Annotated in this window: 15 protein-coding genes; 3 read left to right on the top strand and 12 right to left on the bottom strand. The window is 64.2% G+C overall.

The window, feature by feature from the left end:
• Positions 1–19: 19 nt before the first annotated feature.
• Both WFP44_RS01495 and WFP44_RS01490 read right to left on the bottom strand, forming a co-directional pair.
• The gene (locus WFP44_RS01495) at positions 20–2,347 is read right to left on the bottom strand and encodes a 3-hydroxyacyl-CoA dehydrogenase/enoyl-CoA hydratase family protein (RefSeq protein ID WP_336924564.1); all 2,328 of its coding nucleotides are present in this window, start codon (positions 2,345–2,347) and stop codon (positions 20–22) included.
• Positions 2,347–3,468, bottom strand: coding sequence for a thiolase family protein (locus WFP44_RS01490; protein ID WP_336924563.1), 1,122 nt, complete (start codon positions 3,466–3,468; stop codon positions 2,347–2,349). The genes WFP44_RS01495 and WFP44_RS01490 overlap by 1 nt, the downstream gene beginning before the upstream one ends.
• A 214-nt stretch (positions 3,469–3,682) precedes the next feature.
• Here WFP44_RS01490 and WFP44_RS01485 point away from each other — a divergent pair, with 214 nt between their 5' ends.
• On the top strand, positions 3,683–5,383 hold the full coding sequence (locus WFP44_RS01485; protein WP_336924562.1) for a long-chain-fatty-acid--CoA ligase: 1,701 nt from the start codon (positions 3,683–3,685) through the stop codon (positions 5,381–5,383).
• 10 nt (positions 5,384–5,393) lie between these two features.
• Positions 5,394–5,828, top strand: a complete 435-nt coding sequence (locus tag WFP44_RS01480) for a MerR family transcriptional regulator (RefSeq protein WP_336924680.1) — start codon at positions 5,394–5,396, stop codon at positions 5,826–5,828.
• 16 nt (positions 5,829–5,844) lie between these two features.
• On the opposite strand, the gene glgX is transcribed toward WFP44_RS01480, so the two are convergent.
• The 5 genes from glgX to WFP44_RS01455 are packed head-to-tail and all read right to left on the bottom strand — an operon-like array spanning position 5,845 to position 14,944.
• Positions 5,845–7,626: a glycogen debranching protein GlgX gene (gene glgX / locus WFP44_RS01475; protein WP_336924561.1), complete on the bottom strand. Its 1,782-nt coding sequence runs from the start codon at positions 7,624–7,626 to the stop codon at positions 5,845–5,847.
• Positions 7,623–9,071, bottom strand: coding sequence for a glycogen synthase GlgA (gene glgA / locus WFP44_RS01470; protein WP_336924560.1), 1,449 nt, complete (start codon positions 9,069–9,071; stop codon positions 7,623–7,625). The genes glgX and glgA overlap by 4 nt, the downstream gene beginning before the upstream one ends.
• The gene (gene glgC / locus WFP44_RS01465) at positions 9,055–10,314 is read right to left on the bottom strand and encodes a glucose-1-phosphate adenylyltransferase (RefSeq protein ID WP_336924559.1); all 1,260 of its coding nucleotides are present in this window, start codon (positions 10,312–10,314) and stop codon (positions 9,055–9,057) included. The genes glgA and glgC overlap by 17 nt, the downstream gene beginning before the upstream one ends.
• Before the next feature lie 40 nt (positions 10,315–10,354).
• Positions 10,355–12,520 carry a 1,4-alpha-glucan branching protein GlgB gene (glgB, locus tag WFP44_RS01460; RefSeq protein WP_336924558.1) on the bottom strand — a complete coding sequence of 722 codons (2,166 nt, stop codon included), beginning with the start codon at positions 12,518–12,520 and terminating at the stop codon, positions 10,355–10,357.
• Between the two features lie 9 nt (positions 12,521–12,529).
• Positions 12,530–14,944 (bottom strand): glycogen/starch/alpha-glucan phosphorylase, encoded by a 2,415-nt coding sequence (locus tag WFP44_RS01455; protein WP_377923125.1) that lies wholly within the window; start codon positions 14,942–14,944, stop codon positions 12,530–12,532.
• A gap of 287 nt (positions 14,945–15,231) precedes the next feature.
• On the opposite strand from WFP44_RS01455, the gene WFP44_RS01450 reads away from it, so the two are divergent.
• The gene (locus tag WFP44_RS01450; protein WP_336924557.1) at positions 15,232–16,851 is read left to right on the top strand and encodes an alpha-glucosidase; all 1,620 of its coding nucleotides are present in this window, start codon (positions 15,232–15,234) and stop codon (positions 16,849–16,851) included.
• On the opposite strand, the gene WFP44_RS01445 is transcribed toward WFP44_RS01450, so the two are convergent.
• The 5 genes from WFP44_RS01445 to WFP44_RS01425 all read right to left on the bottom strand — a co-directional run bounded on the left by WFP44_RS01445 (position 16,822) and on the right by WFP44_RS01425 (position 22,992).
• On the bottom strand, positions 16,822–18,159 hold the full coding sequence (locus WFP44_RS01445; protein WP_336924556.1) for an amino acid permease: 1,338 nt from the start codon (positions 18,157–18,159) through the stop codon (positions 16,822–16,824). The genes WFP44_RS01450 and WFP44_RS01445 overlap by 30 nt on opposite strands.
• A 51-nt stretch (positions 18,160–18,210) precedes the next feature.
• Entirely contained in the window at positions 18,211–20,409 is a 2,199-nt protein-coding gene (locus tag WFP44_RS01440) for a TonB-dependent receptor (protein WP_336924678.1), read from the bottom strand.
• A 9-nt stretch (positions 20,410–20,418) separates the two neighbouring features.
• A complete protein-coding gene (locus WFP44_RS01435; protein ID WP_336924555.1) occupies positions 20,419–20,610 on the bottom strand; it encodes a hypothetical protein in 192 nt (63 codons plus the stop codon).
• A gap of 295 nt (positions 20,611–20,905) precedes the next feature.
• Positions 20,906–22,645: a tetratricopeptide repeat-containing sulfotransferase family protein gene (locus WFP44_RS01430; protein ID WP_336924554.1), complete on the bottom strand. Its 1,740-nt coding sequence runs from the start codon at positions 22,643–22,645 to the stop codon at positions 20,906–20,908.
• Positions 22,642–22,992, bottom strand: coding sequence for a DUF2200 domain-containing protein (locus tag WFP44_RS01425; RefSeq protein ID WP_336924553.1), 351 nt, complete (start codon positions 22,990–22,992; stop codon positions 22,642–22,644). The genes WFP44_RS01430 and WFP44_RS01425 overlap by 4 nt, the downstream gene beginning before the upstream one ends.
• Positions 22,993–22,994 lie beyond the last annotated feature (2 nt).

Here is a 22,994-nt window from a genome sequence, read left to right as displayed (position 1 = left end):
TATCTTCTCAATTCCGCGCTTAGTTTCTCAGGGGCTTGCCGGTGGCCAGCATATGCTCGATCCGGTCCATGCTGCGCGGTTCGTGCACCAGTTCCATGAACTCGGCCAGTTCCAGCGCCAGCAATTGCTCTTCGGTAACGGTCTGGGTCGGGTCGGTATCCCCGCCGGTCAGCACGCGCGCCAATTTGCCTGCGACCACTTCGTCATAAGGCGTGGCAATGCCGCGCGCGCGGAAGCTCTGCACCGCCAGATCGAGCGCCGTCTTGCCGCTGGGGCCGGGCAGGCGGAATTCGGGCGGCGCGGGCGGAGCATAGCCTTCGGCCAGTTTCAGCGCGCGTGCCTTGGCATCGGCCAGCAGCCGGTCGCGGTTCATGGTGATGCCGTCCGAAGCGCGCAGGAAACCCAGCTCCTTCGCCTCTGCCGCCGATTTGGCCACCGTGGCGGTGGAGACGATTTCGAACACTTTGGATACCGCCGGCATCGGCCCCTTGGGCATTCCGGGCATATCGCGCCAGCGCTCCAGCATCTCGCCGCAGCCGCCCCAGCCGGGGATCAGCCCCACGCCGGTTTCGACAAGGCCGATATAGGTTTCGGCATGGGCCTGCACGCTGTCGGAATTGAGCACGGTTTCGCACCCTCCCCCCAGCGCCATGCCCGAAGGCGCGGCAACCACCGGGAAGGGGGCATATTTCAGCGCCTTGAACGCCGCTTGCCCGCCGCTCACCAGCTTCTCGATCTCGCCCCAGGCGGCAATGTTCACCGCAAACAGGGCAAGGCCCAGATTGGCCCCCGCGGAAAAATGCGTGCCTTCGTTATAGATCACCAGCGCCTTGAATTTCTCCGCCACCAGCGGGATCGCCTCGCCGATCAGCTTCATCACTTCGTTGTCGAGCGCGTTCATCTTGCCGGTAAACTCAAGGCAGGCGACCCCGTCGCCCACATCCCACAGCGCAGCCGAACCGTTCTTGAGGATGGGCTGGCTCGCCAGCTTGATATCGGCCAGCAGCAGCACGCCATCGGCCCGCACCACATCGTGATACTGGCCATCAGTGCCGAAGAACTGCCGCTTGCCGCCTTCCACGCGGTAGAAGGTGCCATCCCCCACCGCCTCCAGCAGCGGCGGCACGGGCAGACCGCTTTCGCCCAGCTTTGCGCGCAAGGCGGAAGGCCCGATCTTGTCGATCATCTCGAAGGGGCCAGCCTTCCAGTTATAGCCCAGCTTCATCGCGTCATCGACTCCGACGATGGTCTTGGTGGCTTCGGGAACGATGGAGGCAGCATAGGACAGCGTCGGGCCAAGGATCGCCCAGGCATAGGCGCCCACCGTGCCCTTTGCCGCGATCAGCGCAGCCAGATCGCCCTTGCCCGCCGGGCCGGAAATCTCGGGCGCGCGGCCAGCTGGCGCATATTCGCCGGTCGCTAGGTCGATCGCTTCCTTGACCTTCCCGCCGCCTTCTTTGTTGATGCGGTAGAAGCCGCCCTTGCCCTTGCGGCCGGTATAGCCTTCGGCAATCAGCTTTTCGATCAAGGGCTCGCTGCGGGCAATCGCCTGATAGGGATCGCTGGCCGGCAAGGTGCTCGTCAGGCTCTTTTGCAGATAGGGCATCAAGTCGAGGCCGATCAGGTCGATCAGCCCGAAAATGCCCGTCTTGGGCACGCCCATGGGCCTGCCTGCAATGGCATCGGCCATTTCCACCGAAACGCCCATGTCGAAGGCGGCATTGACCGCCGCCTGAATCCAGAAAGTGCCGATGCGGTTGGCGATGAAGCCGGGGCTGTCCTCGGCATCGACCGGCGTCTTGCCCAACACGCGGTCAGTAAAATCGCGTATCCGGGCAACGGTGGCGGCATCGCTGTGCGGGCCGGCCACAATTTCGATCAGCCGCATATAGCGCGGCGGATTGAAGAAATGCGTGATCAGGAAATCGCGCTTGAACGCATCGCTGCGCCCGTGGGTCAACTGCGCCAGCGGGATGGTAGAGGTGTTGGAGGATACCGCCGTGCCGGGCTTTCGCACCGCGTCCAGCTTTGCGTAAAGATCCTGCTTCAGATCCAGCCTTTCAATGATGGCTTCCACCACCCAGTCGCAATCCGCAACCTTGGCCAGATCGTCCTCGATATTGCCGACTTCGACCAGATTCGCCGCGCGCTTGCCCATGAAGGGGGCGGGATCGGTCTTGAGCATCCGCTCCACCGCGCCGCGCGCCACGCTGTTGCGATCTGCGGGATCGCGCACGATGTCGAGCAGCAGCACGGGCACGCCGGCATTGGCGACCTGCGCCGCGATGCCAGCGCCCATCGTGCCCGCGCCGATCACGCAGACCTTCTTGATACTGTCGTGCGCCATCAGATCGCCTCCAGCACGGTGGCAATCCCCTGCCCCCCGCCAATGCACTGCGTGGCGAGCGCATATTTGCCGCCCTCGCGCTTCAGCAGCGCCGCCGCCTTGCCCACGATGCGCGCGCCGGTCGCGCCCAGCGGGTGGCCGATGGCAATTGCGCCGCCGTCAATATTCACCGTGGCCATGTCGAGCCCCAGATCGCGGATCACCGCGATGGACTGGCTGGCAAAGGCTTCGTTCAGTTCCACCACGTCCAGATCGGACACGGTAATGCCCGCGCGGGCCAGCGCCTTCTGGCTGGATGCGACGGGGCCAATGCCCATGATTTCGGGCGCGCAGCCCGAAATGGCGACCGATCTGATGCGCGCCAGCACCGGCAGATTGTGCTTGGCGGCATAGTCTGCGCTGGCCACCAGCACAGCCGCCGCACCATCGGTCAGCGGGCTGGATGTGCCTGCGGTTACCGTGCCATCGGCGCTGAAGGCAGGCTTCAGGCCCGCCAGCGCCTCGGCCGTGGTATCGGGGCGCGGGGTGCCATCGGCCTCCACGCCCGCCACCGGCACGATCTCGTCCGCAAGCTTGCCCGCAGCAATCGCATCGCGTGCCTTCTGCTGGCTCAGCACGGCGAATTCCTCCTGCTCCGCACGGGACAGGCCATAGGCTTTCGCCACATTTTCCGCCGTGTCACCCATGCCGATATAGGCCTGACTGGCCTTCGCCAGCGCGGGGTTGGGCATGGGGTTGAAGCCCATCATCGGCACCCGGCTCATCGATTCGACGCCGGCGCAGATGAACACCTCGCCCGCGCCCAGTTGGATTTGCCCGGCGGCGTAGTGGATCCCGCTCATCGACGAGCCGCAGAAGCGGTTGATCGTCATCCCGCCCACGGTGAGCGGCAAATCGGCCAGCAGCCCGACAAGGCGCGCAATGTTGAAGCCCTGCTCGCCTTCGGGGAAGGCGCAGCCCATCAGCAGGTCCTCGATATCGGCGGGGTTCACGCCTGTGCGATCGACCAGGCCGCGCACCACGGCGGCGGCCATGTCATCGGGGCGGACACGCGCCAGCGCGCCCTTGCCGGCAAGGTGAAACGGGGACCGGGCATAGCCCGCAATGACGACGTCGCGCATCGATCAGCCTCTCCAAATCGCGCCGGGAATCAACCCCGGCCATTTCTATACCCTAATGGTGAACCGATTTCCCTATGCGTCAACCAAAAAATGTGCAGAATGCGATTCGCCAAGGGGCACTGCAAAGACCCCGGATAGCCACGTTGGGAGATGGAGAGATGACAGCGTTGCGGCGCAAGGGCGGCAGCCTGAAAGGCGGGAAAGGATTGGCGGCATGATGGTATCGCCTCCTGACACGCTGATACCGGCAGCGGAAGGCCCGCCGCTGCCCTATCACGCCGATGCCGACGGGCAGCAGGTCTTCCCAAAGCGCCTGCTTACCGACCTGATCGAAAAAGCAGTGACGCATTGGCCCGATCGCATCGCGGTCGATTATTTCGGGCGCTGCTGGACTTACCGCGAAATCGGCGCGCTGGTGGATCGGGCAGCGCGCGGGCTGCAGGATGCCGGGCTGAAGCCGGGCGACCGCTTTGGCCTGTGCACCGGCAATTCGCCCTATCACATTGTCCTGTATTTCGCGGCGCTGAAAGCCGGGCTGGTGGTGGTCAACCTCAACCCGCTTTACACCCCATCAGAGCTGGAACATCTGCTGAAGGATGCCGGCGTGCGCATGGTCGCCGTGCCCGAAGTGCGCTTTGTGCATGAGAAGTTTCAGGAAGTCGCCCGCCAGTCGGGCGTGGAACGCCTGCTGCTGTGCCGGATGAAGGAAATCCTGCCCTTCGCGCTCAATATCGGTTTCCGCCTGCTGCGCCGCGCGGATCATATCCGTATCACCGACAAGGCGCTGCATCTGGAACTGACTGACCTGCTGGCCAATGCGGGCAATCCCGCGCCCGTCGCGCGCCAGCCTGATGATGTGGCGGTGCTGCAATATACCGGCGGCACCACCGGCCTGCCCAAGGGTGCCATGCTGACCCATGCCAGCCTTGCCGCCAACAGCGCGCAGATGATCGCCCATGCAGGGGGTTACATGGCCACGCAGCAGCGCACGTTGGGCGTGCTGCCCATGTTCCATGTCTTTGCGCTGACCTGCGTGCTCAATTATTCGATCGACACCGGTTCCGAGCTGGTGCTGCTGCCGCGTTTTGAAATGGACAAGCTGCTGGCCAGCATCAGGCGCAAGCCGCCCACACAATTCTTCGGCGTGCCCACCATGTTCAACGCCATCAACCAATTGCCCGACAGCAAGATCCCTGATCTTTCCCGCGTCATCTGCTGCATTTCGGGCGGCGCGCCGCTGCCGCTGGAAATCCGCCAGACGTTCGAGGAACGCACCGGCGCGCGCGTGGTCGAAGGCTATGGCCTGTCCGAAGCCAGCCCCATCATCACCTGCAACCCGCTGTTCGGTCTGGTGAAGGACAACAGCTGCGGCCCGGCTTTTCCCGGCACGATCATCGAAATCCGCGATCCCGAAAACCCGGCACGGCTGATGCCGCAGGGCGAGCGCGGCGAAGTCATGGCGCGCGGCCCGCAGCTGATGAAGGGATACTGGCAGAAGCCTGCCGAAACCGAAGCGACCTTTTACGAGGGTGCGCTGCGCACGGGCGATATCGGCTTTCTGGACGAGGACGGCTATCTGTTCCTGGTCGACCGCATCAAGGATCTGATCCTGCGCGGAGGTTACAATGTCTATCCCCGCGTTATCGAGGATGCCGCCTATCACCATCCGGAAGTGAAAGAGGCGATCGCAATCGGCATCCCTGACGATTATCTGGGCCAGGTGCCCAAGCTGTTCGTGGCGCTGGTTCCCGGCTCCACGCTGACGGCAGACGCGCTGGCAGAGCATCTGGCCACGCTGATAAACAAGCTGGAAATGCCGGTGGAAATCGAAATCCGCGACACCTTGCCCAAGACGATGATCGGCAAGCTGTCAAAGAAGGAACTGGTGGAAGAGGAGCGCATCAAACGTGGATGACAATCGGGGGATGGATGCCGGCACGCTTGCCGATGCGGGCATCATCACGGGGAACGGGGACCATCGCGGCATTCAGGATGTCGCGCGCGAACTGGGCATAACGCCGCGCACCTTGCGCTTTTACGAGGATAACGGCCTGATCAGCCCGCAGCGTGTGGGCAGCACGCGCATCTACTCGCGCCGCGATGTGGGGCGGATGCAGCTGATCCTGCGCGGCAAGCGGCTGGGCTTCACCATCCGCGAAATTCGCGAGTTTCTGGATCTGTACGATACCGATCCCAGCCACCGCGAACAGATGGAGCATCTGCTGACCCGTGTGCGCGAAAGGCTGGACAGCCTGATGCAGCAACGCGCCGCGCTGGAGGAAACGATGGCGGAACTCAGGCAGATCGAAGCCGAGGCGCTGGAAAGGATTGCGGGCAAGGGGCTGCGCAAGACGGGGTAGCAGTTGCCTTTTGCCTTCAGCCCTGGACCCGCACTTCACGTGCTTTCCGGTCAATGCTGACCCGCACCGATCCAAGACGAAAGGACAGCGCGTGGCTTTCGCCTGATTGCCACTCTTGCGCCGTCAATTCCGCCCCTCCCGCCCCGCGCCAGTGCCCGTCAACGGGAAAGCGCTGGAACACTTCCAGACGGCCCGCCCGCCACGCCGCCAGCCGCGCGACATGGGCCTCCAACTCGCGGTCGCGGTTTTCCCAATCGAGCCAGCTTGTCGGATTGTCCTGCGCATAGGCGTTGTTGTTGCCGCCCTGCGTGCGGCCAAACTCGTCCCCCGCTGTCAGCAGCAGTGTGCCGGTGGAGGCGAACAGCGTGCCCAGCATCGCCTCTACATCGGCCTTGCGCGCGGCCTTGATGCGCGGATCATCGCCTGGCCCCTCGACCCCGTGGTTCCAGCTGACTTCGCCGCCGTGCCCGTCGCGGTTCTCCTCGCCATTGGCAAGGTTGTGGCGGTGCGCATAGGTGACGCAATCGGCGAGCGTGAAACCGTCATGCGCGGCAAGGAAATTGACGCTGCGGCTCGGCCCGGTGCCGAACACATCGGACGATCCCGCCAACCGCGTCGCCAGCGTGCCGATGGTCGCATCGCCGCGCCAGAAGCGGCGCACATCGTCGCGGAAACGGTCGTTCCATTCGAGCCAGTTGTCAGGAAACCGGCCCAGGGCATAGCCGCCGGGCCCGATATCCCATGGCTCGGCAATCAGCACTCGGTCGGCCAGCAGCGGATCGGCGGCGATCTCGGCAAAGATCGGCGCGGCGGGGTCAAAATCCGGTGCCTCGTTTGATCCTCTGGCCAGCACGGGGGCAAGGTCGAACCGGAACCCGTCCACGCCGGCATGGCGCACGAAATGGCGCAAGGTAGCGAGTGCCAGCGCGCGCATATGCGGCTGCCCGAAATCCAGTGTGTTGCCGCAGCCGGTGACATTGCACAATTGCCCGTCCGGTTCCTTGGCATAGTGGCTGTCATCCAGCCCGCGCAGGGACAGCACGCCGCCATGCCGATCGCTTTCACCGCTGTGGTTGAGCACGATGTCGAGGATCACCCCAATGCCTGCTTCGTGCAGCGCAGCGACCGCGCCGCGCAGTTCGGCCACGCCGCCGGGGCAAAGGCCCGGATCGAGCGCCATCATCGCCACAGGGTTGTAACCCCAGGCATTGCTAAGGCCCAGCGGCGGCAAATGCCGCTCGTCAATCCAGGCCACGATCGGCATCAATTCCACCGCGCTGACGTGCAGCATCCTCAGATGAGCGATCACCGCCGGATGCGCCAGCGCCGCCACCGTGCCGCGCATGGCTTTCGGCACATCGGGATGCTGCATGGTGAAACCGCGCACATTCACTTCGTAGATCAGGCCGCCGCGCTGAAACACAGGCGCCATCTGCGGGACTTCAGGCAATGGCCCTGTCACGCGGGCGCGCGGCACGATGGGCGCGGTATCTGCGCCATATTGGCCAAGCGAGGGATGCTGGCGAAACCGCCTGTCCAGTTCCACCGCATAGGGATCGACCAGCAATTTGGCCGGGTCGAACCACAGCCCGCGTTCCGGCGCCCATTCGCCATCGGCGCGGTAGCCATATTGTGCGCCGGTGCAATCGCGCGGCAGCTGTGCCACCCACAGATCACCTGCCCGCTCCATCACGATGGGCGCATCGTCCAGCACCAGCGCCACCGCACGGGCTTGCGGCGCGCGCACGGCAAAGGTCGTGCCGTCGGGCGTGACGGTCACGCCGGGGGTGATATTCACGCGCGCACCAATTGCCGGTAGAGCGCGGCATATTGCGCGGCGCTGGCGTCCCAGCCGAAATCCGCCGCCATCCCGGTTTTCTGGATGCGCGCCCAGCCGGCCTTGTCCTCGTAAAGCCGGATCGCGCGGGTGATGGCGAGCGAGAGTTCGTCGTAATTCGCCTCGTTCAGCACCACGCCGGTGGCGGTGCGCGCAGCGAGAGCGGCGGGGTTGGCATCGATCACCGTATCGGCCAGCCCGCCGGTGCGGGTGACGATGGGGACGCAGCCATAGGCAAGCCCGTAAAGCTGCGTGAGGCCGCAGGGTTCGAACCGGCTGGGGATCAGGATCGCATCGCCGCCGCCCTGCATCAGATGGGCCAGCGGCTCGTCATAGCCGAATTTCAGCCCCACACGCTGCGGATGGCGCTGCGCCGCCTCAACCAGCCCAGCCTCCAGCGCCAGGTCGCCCGCGCCCAGCAGTGCCAGCCTGCCGCCAAGGCCAACCAGATGGTCGATCACTTCCAGCAGCACATCAATGCCCTTTTGCCAGGTCAACCGGCTGATGACGACAAACAGCGGCCCCTCGCCCTCCTCCAGCCCGAAAGCGGCCTCCACCGCGCGCTTGTTGGCCTTGCGGCGGGCAAGGTGCTTGGCATCGAAGGGCGCGGCCAGATGCGGATCGACGGCGGGGTTCCATTCGGCGCGGTCGATCCCGTTGAGGATGCCATGCACCAGATGGCTGCGCGCGCGCACCACGCCGTCCAGCCCCATGCCGAAACGGCCCGTGTGAATCTCGCGCGCATAGGTGGGGCTGACCGTGGTGATCGCATCGGCGCAGACCATGCCGCCCTTCAGCATCCCGACGCCGCCGTGAAACTCCACCCCGTCAAGGCTCCACGCGGCATCGGGCAAGGCAAGGCGCGCGAACACCTCTCCGCCGAAAAAACCTTGAAACGCTATGTTGTGGATGGTGAGAACGGACGCGGCCTGGCTGCCCCGATAGCGCATATAGACGGGCGCCATCGCCGCCTGCCAATCATGCGCGTGCACCAGATCGAACTTGGCCGACACTTCCTGCGCCGCCAGCCCCAGCGCGGCAAAGCGGCGCCAGTTGTCGTGCCAGTCTGCCCCGTTTGTGTCGCCATAGGGGCCGCCTGCCCGCGCGAAATAATTGGGCGCATCAAGCACCAGCAGGCGGCGTCCATCGTCCAGCCGGGCCGACAGAATGCGCGCCGGTTCGCCCAGCAGATTTTCGATACCCGGCACCTTGCGCGGCTTGCGGATCGCATCCAGCACCGCCGGAAAACCGGGCAGCAGCGTGGTCATCTCCACCCCCTGCCCCGCCAGCGCGGCCGGCAAGGCGCCCACCACATCGGCAAGACCGCCGGTCTTGATGAGCGGCACCGCTTCGGAGGCGACGGAGAGGACTTTCAACGCGGCCACCCGGTCACCCCAGCTTTGCAATCATGTCCTTGGTAATCAGGCACACGCCCTTTTCGGTGCGCCGGAAGCGCGCCGCATCCAGCACCGGGTCTTCGCCCACCACCAGCCCTTCGGGTATCCGCACCCCGCTATCGAGAATGACATTGGTCAGCCGCGCGCCGCGCCCGATATTGCAATAGGGCAGGATCACGCCGCGCTCCACGTTGGAATAGCTGCCCATTTTCACGCCGGTAAACAGCAGGCTGTTGCGCGCCAGAGCGCCCGATACGATGCAATCCTGCGAAATGAGCGAGGATATGGCATGGCCGCGCCGCCCGTCCTCGTCATGCACGAATTTGGCGGGCGCGGCCACGATCTGGTCAGTCCAGATCGGCCAGTCACGGTCATACAGGTTCAGCTTGGGCACCACATCGGTGAGGTCAAGATTGGCTTCGAAATAGGCGTCCAGCGTGCCGACATCGCGCCAGTATTCCTCGATCTCGTCCGCCGCGCGGATGCAGCTGGCGGTGAAGCGATGCGCCTGCGCCTTTCCGTGCTTGACGATGTAGGGGATGATGTCCCCGCCAAAATCGCGCCCCGATGCGGGATCGGCGGCATCGCGGCGCAACTGGTCGAACAGGAAGGCGGTCTCGAACACATAGATGCCCATGCTGGCCAGCGCCATGTCGGGCTGATCGGGGATGCCGGGGGGATCGGCGGGCTTTTCGACAAAAGCGGTGATCGCATCGCTTTCATCCACGTGCATCACGCCAAAGCCGGTCGCCTCTGCGCGCGGCACGACCAGACAGCCCACCGTCACATCCGCGCCGCTGTCCACGTGCTGGCGCAGCATCAGCTCGTAATCCATCTTGTAGACATGGTCGCCCGCCAGAATGACCATGTATTTGGGCGCGTGCGCGGCGATAATGTCGATATTCTGGAACACCGCATCGGCGGTGCCTTCGTACCACTGGCTTTCGCTCACGCGCTGGCTGGCGGGCAGGATGTCAAAGCTTTCGTTCCTTTCAGGCCGCATGAAGTTCCACGCGCGCTGCATATGGCGGATCAGGCTGTGCGCCTTGTATTGCGTTGCCACGCCGATGCGGCGAATCCCTGAATTGATCGCGTTGGACAGGGCAAAGTCGATGATGCGCGACACGCCGCCGAAATAGACCGCGGGCTTGGCGCGGTTGTCGGTCAGCTCCTTCAACCTGCTGCCCCGCCCGCCGGCAAGGACATAGGCCATGGCATCGCGCGCCAATGGCTGGGTGCTGGAATCTCTCATTCGGCCCGCTCCTGTTTATCTTTCTCAGTCTGCCCCAAACTCAACCTTGATGCACGAACATCAGCGTGGAAAGCGGCGGCAGAATTACATCCGCCGCGCCGTGATGCGCCGTCACCGCGCCCAGATTGCCCTGCCCGCTGCCGCCATAGATTGAGGCATCGGAATTGATGATTTCCGCCCACACGCCATCCATCGGCAAACGCAGACGGTAATGCGAGTGCAGCGCAGGCGTCATGTTGCTCACCACCACCACCGGCGGATGGCCGGGCGCGCGTCGCACCCAGGCAAACACGCTGGCCGCCGCATCATCCACCACCAGCCATTCGAACCCCTCGCCCTCGCAGTCGCGCGCGTGGAGCGCGGGGTATTGGCGGTAGGCATGGTTCAGATCGCGCACCAATGCGCGCACGCCGGCATGGGCGGGATCGTCCAGATGGTGCCAGTCGAGGGCGCGGTCCTCCGCCCATTCGCGGCTCTGCGCAAATTCCTGCCCCATGAACAGCAGCTTCTTGCCGGGATAGCCCCACATGAGGCCGTAAAGGCTGCGCAGATTGGCGAATTTCTGCCATTCATCGCCGCTCATCTTGGTGAGCAGGCTGCCTTTGCCATGCACCACCTCGTCATGGCTCAGCGGCAGCACGAAATTCTCGGCAAAGGCGTACATCAGGCCAAAGGTGATGTCGTCGTGGTGAAACTTCCGGTGGACGGGATCGCGCGCCATGTATTTCAGCGTGTCGTGCATGAAACCCATGTTCCACTTGAAGCCGAAGCCAAGGCTTTCGCGCGGGCCGTCCTCGTAAGCGGGCAAAGTTACGCCTGGCCAGGCGGTCGATTCCTCGGCAATGGTCAGGAAACCGGGATGGCTGGAATAGACCGCGCGGTTGACCGCGCGCAGGAAATCCACCGCTTCCCAGTTCTCGCGCCCGCCCGCCTCGTTGGGGATCCATTCGTCTGCTGCGCGGCTGTAATCGCGGTAAAGCATCGAGGCGACCGCATCCACGCGCAGGCCGTCGACATGGTATTGTTCGGCCCAGAACAACGCATTGTTGACCAGAAAACTCGCAACCTCGCGCCGGCCGAAATTGTAGATCGCGGTGTTCCAGTCCGGGTGGAAACCCAGCCGCGGGTCTTCATGTTCATACAGCGCCGTGCCATCGAACCGGGCAAGGCCGTGTTCGTCCACCGGGAAATGCGCGGGCACCCAGTCGATCAGCACGCCAATCCCTGCCCGGTGCGCCCCATCGACAAAGCGGGCAAAGCCATCGGGGGCGCCAAAGCGGGCCGACGGGGCATACAGGCCGGTGGTCTGATACCCCCAGCTGGGGTCATAGGGATGTTCGGACACGGGCAGAAACTGGATATGGGTAAATCCCATCTCCACCGCATAGGGGATCAGCCGTGCGGCCATTTCGTCCCAGGTCAGGAACCAGCCGTTTTCGTCGCGTTGCCATGAACCGGGGTGGACTTCGTAAATCGAAATCGCCTCGCGCCGGGGATCGACGCTGGCCCAATGCGCCCGGTGAGCGGCATCGCCCCAATCGGGTTTTGCGGGCCGCGCGGTGAGCGAGGCGGTCTTGGGCCGTAGTTCGCTGGCAAAGGCAAAGGGATCGGCCTTCAACGGCAGAACCGTGCCATCGGGGCCAATGATGCGGTATTTGTAGGCTTCCCACTCGCCGATATCGGGGACGAAAATCTCCCACACGCCAATATCGGTGCGGCGGCGCATCTGGTGGCGCGCGGCATCCCAGCCGTTAAAATCGCCCACCACGCTGACATGGGCGGCATTGGGCGCCCAGACGGCAAAATGCACACCGCTCGCGCCCTCATGCTCGATCAGATGCGCGCCCATCTTGTCGAACAGGCGGAAATGCGTGCCTTGCGCGATCAGCAGATCATCGAGCGGCCCCAGCACCGGGCCAAAGGAATAGGCATCGCTCACCCACCAGCTGTGCGTGCCCGATGTGCATTTGTATTTGACGGGGCGCGGCTTGCCCTTGACCAGCCCTTCGAACAGGCCGCGATCATCCACCCGTTCCAGATGGCCCAGAAACCCGCCCTTCAGGCTGAAGGCGCTCGCCCTTTCCGCCCCCGGAAGGATCGCGCGGGCAAAGGTGCCCACCGGCCCCGCATGGGTTCCCAAAAGCGAGAACGGATCGGCATGGGTGCCATTCAGCAGCGCCTCTATCGCCGATGCGGGTGGTTGCAATGACAGGTCCTAAACTCCCCAGATATCCCGCGCATATTCGCCAATCGTGCGGTCGGATGAAAACCAGCCGACATTGGCGATATTGCGGATGGCCTTTTCGCGCCACAATCTCTGATCCTGCCATAGCAGGTCCACCTTGCGCTGGGCAGCGCAATAGCTGTCAAAATCGGCTGCCAGCATGAACCAGTCGCTGTTCAGCAGCCCTTCCATCAGGTCGCGGTAGCGGGCGGGATCATCGGGCGAGAACACGCCGTTGGCAATCGCGTGCACCGCCTGCGCCAGTTCGGGCGAGCTTTCGATAATCGACCGCGGATCGTAACCGTTCGCGCGCTTTTCCGCCACTTCATCGGCCGAGAGGCCGAAGATGAAGATGTTGTCCGCGCCCACCCGCTCCATGATTTCCACATTCGCCCCGTCCAGCGTACCGATGGTGAGCGCGCCGTTGAGCGCGAACTTCATATTGCCCGTGCCGGATGCCTCCATCCCGGCGGTGGAAATCTGTTCGGACAAATCCGCCGCCGGAATGATCCGTTCGGCCAGGCTGACATTGTAATTGGGGACGAACACGACCTTGAGCAGCCCGCCGACCGAGGGGTCGGAATTGATCCGCCGCGCAATGTCGTTCGCCAGTTTGATGATCAGTTTGGCATTGTGATAGCTGGGCGCGGCTTTCCCTGCGAAAATCTTGACGCGCGGCACCCAGTCGCGTTCGGGGTGGCTGCGGATCTGGTCATACAGCGCCACCGCCTCCAGCAGGTTGAGCAATTGCCGCTTGTATTCGTGGATGCGCTTGATCTGCACATCGAACAGCGCATCGGGGTTGAGGCGCAGGCCCATCTCGCTTTTGAGGTAATCCGCCAGCGCAATCTTGTTCGCCCGTTTTACTTCGGCCACGCGCTCGCCCAGCAGCGGATCGGCGGCCAGCGCGTTCAGATCGGCCAGCTTTTCCGCATCATCCAGAAAGCCATCGCCAATCGCATCGCGGATCACGCGGGTGAGCTGCGGATTGCACTGCATCAGCCAGCGGCGCGGGGTGACGCCGTTGGTCTTGTTGTTGATGCGCGTGGGGTAGAGGCGGTGGAGATGCGCAAACACCGTCTGCTTCATCAGATCGGTATGCAACGCAGCCACCCCGTTGACGCTGTGCGCCCCGGCAAAGGCAAGGTTCGCCATGCGCACGCGCCTCTCGCCGCCCTCGTCGATCAGGCTGATCGCGGCAATCGCTTCCTCGCCTAGGCCCGCCTTGCCCGCTTCGCGCAGCACGCGGCTGTTGATGGCATAGACGATCTGCATATGGCGCGGCAGCAGCCGTTCGAACAAGGGCAGCGGCCAGCTTTCCAGCGCTTCGGGCAGCAGGGTGTGGTTGGTATAGGCGACCGTCTTCTTCGTCAGCTCCCACGCCTCGTCAAATTCCATCTGGTGATCGTCCACCAGCAGGCGCATCAGTTCCGCCACGGCCACCGCCGGATGCGTATCATTGAGCTGGATCGCCACCTTGTCGGGCAGGGTGCGAATGTCCTTCTCATACTGGACATGGCGGCGCACGATGTCCTGAATGCTGGCGCTGGAGAAGAAGAACTCCTGCCGCAGCCGCAATTCCTGACCCGCAGGCGTGCTGTCAGCGGGATAAAGCACGCGCACCAGGCTGGCTGCGCGCGCTTCGTTTTCCAATGCGCCCACATGGTCGCCTGCGTTGAACGCGTCGAGCCGGATGGGATCGAGCGCGTGCGCGGTCCACAAGCGCAACGTGTTCACGCGTTTGCCGCGCCAGCCTACCACGGGCGTGTCCACCGCGCTCGCCTCGATCACCTCGGCCGGGCGCCATTCCACCCCGCCATCGGCTGATGCCACCACCTCGCCACCAAAACCGATGCGATAGGCGCTTTCGCGGCGGTCAAATTCCCACGGATTGCCATGGCTGAGCCAGGTTTCGGGCAATTCCACCTGCCAGCCATCGTCAATCCGCTGGCGGAACATCCCGTTCACATAGCGGATGCCGTAGCCGTAAGCCGGGATGTCCAGGCTGGCGAGGCTTTCCATGAAGCACGCCGCCAGCCGCCCCAGCCCGCCATTGCCCAGCGCTGCGTCAGGCTCCAGATCTTCCAGCACCGCCAGATCGAGGCCGTTTTCCTTCAGCACCCGGTCCATTTCCTGCGTCAGGTCCATATTGTTCAGCGCATCGCGCAGCAACCTGCCGATCAGGAATTCGAGGCTGAGGTAATAGACCCGCTTGCTGCCCGCATCATAAGTGCGCCGGGTGGATTCCATCCAGCGGTCGATAATCTTGTCGCGCAGGGTCAGGACGGTGGCGGTATACCAGTCATGCGATTTGGCCGCGCGTTCATCCTTGCCCACCCGGTGGCGCAGGACATCAATGATAAGCTCCTCAATAGGGGCGCTGCTGGGCTGGGCATTGCGGGGCATGAGCATTTCCTCACCAATTGCGCGCTGCCATACCGCAGCGGCGGTTGCGGTTCTCTCCCACGGGCGACCGGTCTTGTCTGCTGATCCGGCGGGCGGTTCCGCCATCCCCCGAAACGCCAGCGCGCCTGCCGGACCGCGCGCCTCGGCCAAGTCGTAGGACGCAAGTTGCAGATCGACAAGGCTTTCCATGCAACCAACCGCAACATTGTTGCAATGCAGCAAAACTGCTGTGTCTGCGGTGCTTTCATGATAAGAACGGCTTAGCGATTTTCCCGGGGGGACGCGCCATGTTGCACGATACGGCCGACCAGAATAGGACATCCGCGCCGTGGTGGCGCGGAGCGGTGATCTACCAGATCTATCCGCGCAGCTTTCAGGACAGCAATGGCGACGGCGTGGGCGATCTGCCGGGCATCACCGCGCGCCTGCCGCACGTGGCCGATCTGGGCGCGGATGCAATCTGGATATCACCCTTCTTCGCCTCGCCGATGAAGGATTTCGGATACGACATTGCCGATTATTGTGCGGTCGATCCCATATTCGGCACGCTGGCCGATTTCGATGCACTGGTCGCGCGCGCGCACCAGCTGGGGCTGAAAGTGCTGATCGATCAGGTCTATGCCCACACATCCGATCAGCACGCCTGGTTCGCTGCCAGCCGCGCCGCGCGGGTGGGGGAGATGGCGGACTGGTATGTCTGGGCCGACCCAAAGGCAGACGGCACCCCGCCCAGCAACTGGCAATCGGTATTTGGCGGCCCGGCATGGACGTGGGATGCACGGCGCGGCCAATACTACCTGCATACTTTCCTGAAAGAGCAGCCGCAGCTCAACCTGCATAACACGGCAGTGCAGGATGCGCTGCTGGATGTGGCGCGGTTCTGGCTGGATCGCGGCGTGGACGGGTTCCGGCTTGACGCGCTGAACCACGCAATGGTTGATCCGGCGCTGCGCGACAATCCGCCCGCCGCCCCGGTGCCGGGCAAGGTGCGCACGCGCCCCTTCGATTTTCAGGACAAGATCTACAGCCAGTCGCAGCCTGAAATGGTCTATTTCACCGAAAGGCTGCGCGGTGTGGCGGACGAATATGGGGCAATTTTCACCATGGCCGAAATCGGCGGCAGCAATCCGCTGGAGGAGATGAAGGCCTTTACGCTGGGCGATCACCGGCTGAACAGCGCCTATGGCTTCGACTTCCTTTACGAGCCGCAGATGACCCCTGCGCTGGTAGCCAAAGCCATGGCCGAATGGCCGGGCGAGGCCGGCGAAGGCTGGCCCAGCTGGGCGTTTGAAAACCACGATGCGCCGCGCGCGCTGTCCCGCTGGTGCGCCGAGGGAGACCGCGAACTTTATGCCCCGCTCAAAATGGCGCTGCTGCTGTGCCTGCGCGGCAATCCGATCCTGTATCAGGGCGAGGAGCTGGGCTTGGTGCAGGACGATATCCCCTTCGAATTGCTGCAAGACCCCGAAGCGATTGCCAACTGGCCGCTCACCCTTTCCCGCGACGGCGCGCGCACGCCTTTTCCCTGGACTGACGAGCCGCAGGGCGGCTTCACCACCGGCACGCCATGGCTGCCGCTGTCCGATGCGAACCGCGCACGCGCCGCGCAGGTTCAGGAGGCTGCGCCCCATTCGCTGCTCAAGGCCACGCGCCGGCTGATCGCCTTAAGGCAGGGGAATGCCGAACTGCGGCTGGGCCGGTTCGAACTGGTGCAGGCGAACCGCCATGTCCTGATCTTCCGCCGCACCCTGCCGGGAAGCGCGGTGCTGTGCGCCTTCAATCTGGGTGCGGATGACGCGGCCATGCCGCCGATGGCGGGCGGGATGGCGATGCTTGCGTCCATCAACGGCGGCAGCAGCGCGGCGCTTCCCGGCCTGTCAGCGTGGATCGGCCGCACCCCGCGCTAGGGCGGCGAACAGGTAAAAGGCAGGCAGGCCCAGCGCCAGCAGCACCAGCCCCCAGGCCACCGCCTCGCCGCCTGCGCCATAGATCGTCCAGGCGGAATAGAGCACCGCCAGCGCCGCCACGGGCGGCAGCCATCTGCGCGAGGCAAGCGATCCGTTGAACCGCAGCACCAGAGCTGCTGCCATGCACACCAGATACATGAACAGGCTGGTGCAGGTGGCGATCAGCAGCAGGAAGCCGAAGATTTCCGCCGCGCTGCTTTGAAAATTGAGCAGCATCACCACGGTCATCAGCGCGCTCGACACCACCAGTGCGCGCGCGGGAACCCCGGCGCTGTTGGTGGCGGCGAACCAGCGCGGAAAAGTGCCGTCGCGCGCCATGGCCCAGGGCAGTTCGGCCTGCACCAGAATCCAGCCGTTGAGCGCACCGATGCAACTGATCGCGGCAAAGCCGGCAATCGCCAGGGCAGGGCCAGGCGCCCAGAACCGAGCCACAAAGTCCGCAAAGGGCGCCGCAGAGTTCGCAACCACCTCCACCGGCATCAGCAGGATGATGGCCGAACAGGTGACCAGATAGAGCAGGCCCGTGATCGCGGTGCCCACCAATGTGGCAAAGGGCACATTGCGTTCCGGATCGGCAATGCTGTCGGCGGGAACCGTGGCCGATTCCAGCCCCAGCAAGGCCCACAGCGTCAGCGTGGCGGCGGCAGTCACCAGCCCGGCTTGCAATCCGCCTGCCTCACCCAATCCGGGCAGCGGCGGCAGGCTTGCTTCGCCCGATCCCAGCGCCATGCCCGCCAGCGCCAGCACCAGCACCAGCGGCACGATCTTGATCAGCGTTGTGACCAGCTGGAACCCGCCCGCCGAACGCGCGCCGCGCAGATTGAGCAGCGTCAGCGCCCAGATCATCACCACTGCCGCCAGCGCGTCCCCGCCCTGCATCGCCGCAAGCCCCGGCACGAAAGCACCCAGATAGCTGACGCCCGCCACCGCAATCGCGGCATTGCCGATCCACAGGCTGATCCAGTAGCTCCATGTCACCAGAAACGCCGTGAGCGGGCCGAAAGCGGCGGCGCTATAGGCATAGGGGCCACCCGCCACCGGCATCGCGCGGGCCAGCCAGGCAAAGGTTGCGGCAAGGCACAGCCCGCCCGCAATGGTCAGCACCCAGCCCAAGGCGGAGTTCCAGCCCAGCGGGGCGAGCGCGGCGGGCAACAGAAAAATGCCCGATCCGATCATATTGCCCACCACAAGAGAGACCGCCATCCAGCGGCCCATCTTGCCTGCCGTGGTGCGGGCAGCCACGGGCATGGCTTCGCTCAATGGCAAGACCATGCCCGCACCTCGCGCTGGCCGATCACCTTAATAGCGATACCCCACCCTCAAGCCGAGAGTGCGCGGCTGGTTGGGCACCTGGTAGACGATGCCATTCACCGGATTGGCGCAGACCGATGTGCCGCACTGGGTGGACAGATACGCCTCGCCCCGCGTGTCGGTGACATTGGTGACATAGGCTTCCGCCCGCCAGCCCGAATTGCCATTGGTAATCCCGAAGGCCAGATCGATCGTGCCATAGGGATCCTGCCGCCCGATCAGTGCATCATCGGCATCGCGCAGTTCGGCGCGGATTTCAGTCTGGTACACGCCGGCAAACTGCACATGGGCACGCAGATCGCTGTCCATGTCCCACTCATACCGCACGGTCAGATTGCCCTTGAAATCGGGCGAAGCCGGAAGCCGCGTTCCCGCCGGAGCCTGCGGATTGGGGCACACCGTCACCGGATCGCCATTGGCATCGGTGAAGCCGCAGTAATTCTCGCGCAGCTTGGCATCGAGGAATGTCACCCCTGCCCCGATCGACAGATTGTCATCCGGGCGCAGCGTCAGGTCCGATTCCAGCCCGCGAATGCGCGCCTGCGCCGCGTTGCGGATTTCGGTCAGGCCGTTGGGGCCAAGGATGGCGAACTGGAAGTTGTTCCAGTCGAGCTGGAACAGCGCCGTGTTCCAGCGCAGCGCGCCGTCCATGAAAGTGTGCTTCATGCCCAGCTCGTAATTGGTCAGATAGTCCGCCTGATAGCCGAACAGACCGCCGCGCCGGTTGGTGCCGCCGGGGCGGAAACCGCGCGACCAGGTGGCATAGACCATGTTGTCGGGCGTGAACTTCCAATCCAGATTCAGGCGGTGGATCAGGCCATCATCCTTTGACCGGCGCGGCGCAACCCCGCCGCCCGCAACCGGCACGCCCAGATTGGTGCAGGGCGCGCCGTCGGTGCTGGCCGGGCCGAAACAGGCGGCCACCCCGGTCGATCCGCTGAACCCGTCCGAATAGCCGAAGAAGCCGATGAGCGTGTTGTTATAGCGGAAGTAGCGCAGGCCGCCGGTGAGCGACAGCTCGTCGGTCAGCGCCACGGTCGCCTGCCCGAACACGGCAAAGTCGCGGTCCACGCGGTCCTGCTTGGTCAGCCAGATCGTGTCGTTCCAGCCGGGAACGGAGATGAAATCGGCAATATCGTCAATGATATATTGCTGCTGGATATCATGCGTCTGCCGCTGGTAGAATACGCCGGTCTGGAACTGGATCCGGTCACCGATATCGGTGGAGATGCGCAATTCCTGGCTCAGCTTGGTGAACCGATCCTTGCTGGCGAAATATTGCGACGGGTTCACCATCGGGCAGCTGAAATCCTGCGCCGGGCAATCGCCCACGAAATAGGCGCCATAGCCATACAGCACGTCGTAGAAATAGGCGTAATCCGCATAATCGGTCAGCGCATCGATCGACCGGTCCAGATAGGCGCCCGAATAGACCAGATCGAAATTGCCGATCCGCCCTTCGATCAGCAGCGATGCCTGATACCACTCGTCATCGGCAAAATTGTCGCGGTAAACCTGCGTCTGCAGATCGCCCACCGCCGGGTTGAACGAGAAGGCGCCGTCGGTGTTCTGCCGCTGCGCCATGACGGCCGGGGTGACGGTCCAGTTGTCGTCCAGCTCGATCCCCAGCGCGATGCGCGCGCCATAGGTTTCGACATCGTTGAAATCGTCTTCCACCAGCGCCTGATTGTCGTCGGTCTCGCCGCTGGAAGGGAAGGTGCGCACGCCGCGCACATTGTCGATATAGCCGCCATCGCTGATGTACCAGCCCACCACGCGCAGCGCTGCCCGGTCGGACAGCGGCAGGTTGACCATGCCTTCCAGCGAACCGCCCGGCTCCCCGCCGTCGATCCAGTTCACCTCGGCATCCGCGCTCATCGCAAAACCGGATGCATCGGGACGGTTGGTGATCAGGCGGATCGTGCCCGCCTGGCTCGATGCGCCGAACAAGGTGCCCTGCGGCCCGGCCAGCGCCTCGACGCGGGCGATGTCATAAAGGTGGACGTTGAGATTGCCCTGCGCCGTGGTGATCGGCTGTTCGTCCAGATAGGTGCCCACCGACGGCAGTGGGCCGGAATGGTTGCCGTCCCCGCCGCTCGCCACACCGCGCATATATACCAGCTGGCTGAACGGCCCGCCCAGGTTCTGCGTGGTGACCGAGGGGAGGAACTTGACGTAATCTTCCAGGCTGGTGACCTACAGATTGTCGAGCTGCTCCTGCCCCAGCACCTGCACGCTGAGCGGCACATCCTGGAGGTTTTCGACGCGCCGTTGCGATGTGACGAGGATGACATTGGGGTCAACCGACGCCGTTTCGGACACCTCCTCCTGCGCGGCGGCGCTTCCGCTTGCCAATATGGTGGAGCCCAGCAGAACAGCCGTAGCCAAGCGGCGGGCGCGAATGCAGCGATGTGCGGAAAACTTGCTACCCATGTCGTGATCCCTCATTGCCGAATGCGCGGGGCCGAGGCCACTTCTGTGCCTTGCAGGCTGCCCGCGAATGTCGGTTGGTCGTCGTAACGCATTCCCCCCTGGAATGGCGCGGAAGTCCCTGCCTTGCGGCAGGCTTCGCTTGTTGAACAACTGTAAGAGAACTGTAATTCAGCGGGCTGTCAAGTTCCGGGCGAAACCGGTTCGCAATGCCGGCCTGCTATGGCAATTGCATCACACTGCGCCGCAGCGATCAGGTGGCAAACGGGTAATCCACCAGCGCCGGACCCAGCGCGGCTTTGAGCGGCCCCAGCCATTCCTGGTAATGTCGCCACTGGTTCAGCCCTTCGCGGAAGATCGGCTGGCGCACCTGTTCGGAACTGGCGGTGCGCACCGCCCGCTCGCTGGCGTGATAGTTGAGGCAGGCTTCCTCGAACGGCAGGCCCAGAAAGCCGAGCAGGCGGCGCACTTCGCCTTCCAGATCATCCACCACCGCCTCGTAAAACACGCGGTGCACCGCGCCGGGCTGGACGGCGTCGAAATGGGCCATCGCCTGCGTGTAGCCAAGGCAATAGCCGCCCAGTTCGGCCAGATCGTAACTGAACGCCTGCCCGCGCGCGAAATGCTGTTTGAAATTGGAAAAGCAGCAGGCCAGCGGGTGCCGCCGCGCATCGATGATCTTCGCCTTGGGCAGGATCAGCCGAATGAGGCCGATATGCAGGAAATTGTTGGGCATCTTGTCGATGAAAAAGGGCGCATCGGTCTTGCGCTGGATGCGGGTGCGTTCCAGATATTCCTCGCCCAATGCCGCACATTCCTGCGCCGACAGATCAGCGAGGATTTCGGGATAGGCGCTGTCCTGGCTGCGCAATTTGCGCCCGCCCAGCCGCGCGGCGATCTGCGGCAGGTCGGGCAGTTCCATCGTGCCTTCGACAAGCGAATGGCTGGCAAGGATCTGCTCGATCAGCGTGGAGCCGGCGCGCGGCATCCCCAGGATGAAGATCGGATCGGGCGTGGGGCAGCCGTAACCCTGCCGCGCGGCGAAGAAGGCGGGTGTGAACAGCGCGGCGCTGCGGGTGACATGGGTGGCAATCTCGTCTGGATCATACCGCACCATTGCGCGGCGCTGCGCATTGCCTTGGGCGTAATGGGCGAAGGATGCGGCGTAGTCGCCCGCATCTTCCAGCGCCTTTCCCAGCGCGAAATGCAGGTGGAAGCGGTCGTCGGCTGACAGGTCGTCCTGTTCCAGCGCGCCCTGCATGGCCGCGATATCGGCGGCATCGAAGGTCACGCGCTTCAGATTGGCGAGGCTCCACCACACCTCCCCCATGCCGGGTTCCAGCGCGATGGCGCGGCGATAGGCCTCCACCGCATCGCCCTGCCGCCCCACGGTTTTGAGTGCATGGCCGTAACTCATCCACACCTTGGGCTGCGCCGGCTGGCGTTCCAGCACGCGGGCATACAGATCCAGCGCGTCCTCATACTCGCCGATCCGGCCCAGCACCGCGGCTTTCAGATTGGCGAGCGCTGGATTGTCCGGCTCTTCCGCCGCCAGAATGTCGATCTGCGCCAGCGCATCGCCCGCGCGGTTCTGCCGGTGGAGCACCAGCGCATAATTATGCCGCGCGGCGCGGAAACCGGGTGCCAGTTGCAGCACGCGGGCGAGCAGCTTTTCCGCATCGCCATAGCGGCCAAGGCGGCTGGCAAGTTCGGCCAGCATCCGGATCGCCGCCACATCGGTGGGGGCACGTTTCAACCGCGCGCGCAGGATGGGCTCGGCCACCGCCAGCTCGCCCGCCACCAGCGCATTGGCCGCTTGCAGCAGTTCAGGGTCGCGGGTGGCGGCGCGGATGCTTTGCGCATAGGCGGCATCGGCAGCGGCCATGTTTCCGCGCGCCGTCCACGCATCGCCCAGCGCGCGCCACCCATCGGCCGATTGCGGATCGCGCGCGACCTGCGCTTCGAGGCGGGCGATCGTGTCCGATGCGGTCATTGCTGGCGCAGAATCTTGGCCAGCGGGCGGCCCTTTGCCAGCTCATCCACCAGCTTGTCGAGCACGCGGATGTCGCGCATCAGCGGTTCTTCGACATTTTCCACCCGCACCCCGCAAACCACGCCGGTCACATCCATGCGGGCAGGGTTGGGCGCGGGCGCGCTGGCAAAGAAGGCCCCCATATCGCGACCGTCCTCCACCGCCTGCGCAATTCCGGTGGCGTCATAGCCGGTCAGCCAGCCGATCACCGCGTCCAGTTCGGCCCGGTTGCGCCCTTTGCGCTCCACCTTTGCCAGCAGTGCCGCATGGATACGGGCGAAAGTCATGGCATAGATGCGGTGGCTCATTG

It is taken from the genome of Alteraurantiacibacter palmitatis (assembly GCF_037154115.1).
Lineage (GTDB): Bacteria > Pseudomonadota > Alphaproteobacteria > Sphingomonadales > Sphingomonadaceae > Alteraurantiacibacter > Alteraurantiacibacter palmitatis.
Note: the sequence above shows the minus strand (reverse complement) of the source record. Positions and strands in the feature narration are given on the sequence as shown.

What these genes read in the sequence shown, in the direction of transcription:
- WFP44_RS01495 (WP_336924564.1), bottom strand. Translation starts at nt 2,347, where the DNA reads ATGGCGCACGACAGTATCAAGAAGGTCTGCGTGATCGGCGCGGGCACG.
- WFP44_RS01490 (WP_336924563.1), bottom strand. Translation starts at nt 3,468, where the DNA reads ATGCGCGACGTCGTCATTGCGGGCTATGCCCGGTCCCCGTTTCACCTT.
- WFP44_RS01485 (WP_336924562.1), top strand. Translation starts at nt 3,683, where the DNA reads ATGATGGTATCGCCTCCTGACACGCTGATACCGGCAGCGGAAGGCCCG.
- WFP44_RS01480 (WP_336924680.1), top strand. Translation starts at nt 5,394, where the DNA reads ATGGATGCCGGCACGCTTGCCGATGCGGGCATCATCACGGGGAACGGG.
- glgC (WP_336924559.1), bottom strand. Translation starts at nt 10,314, where the DNA reads ATGAGAGATTCCAGCACCCAGCCATTGGCGCGCGATGCCATGGCCTAT.
- WFP44_RS01455 (WP_377923125.1), bottom strand. Translation starts at nt 14,944, where the DNA reads ATGCCCCGCAATGCCCAGCCCAGCAGCGCCCCTATTGAGGAGCTTATC.
- WFP44_RS01450 (WP_336924557.1), top strand. Translation starts at nt 15,232, where the DNA reads ATGTTGCACGATACGGCCGACCAGAATAGGACATCCGCGCCGTGGTGG.
- WFP44_RS01445 (WP_336924556.1), bottom strand. Translation starts at nt 18,159, where the DNA reads ATGCCCGTGGCTGCCCGCACCACGGCAGGCAAGATGGGCCGCTGGATG.
- WFP44_RS01430 (WP_336924554.1), bottom strand. Translation starts at nt 22,645, where the DNA reads ATGACCGCATCGGACACGATCGCCCGCCTCGAAGCGCAGGTCGCGCGC.
- WFP44_RS01425 (WP_336924553.1), bottom strand. Translation starts at nt 22,992, where the DNA reads ATGAGCCACCGCATCTATGCCATGACTTTCGCCCGTATCCATGCGGCA.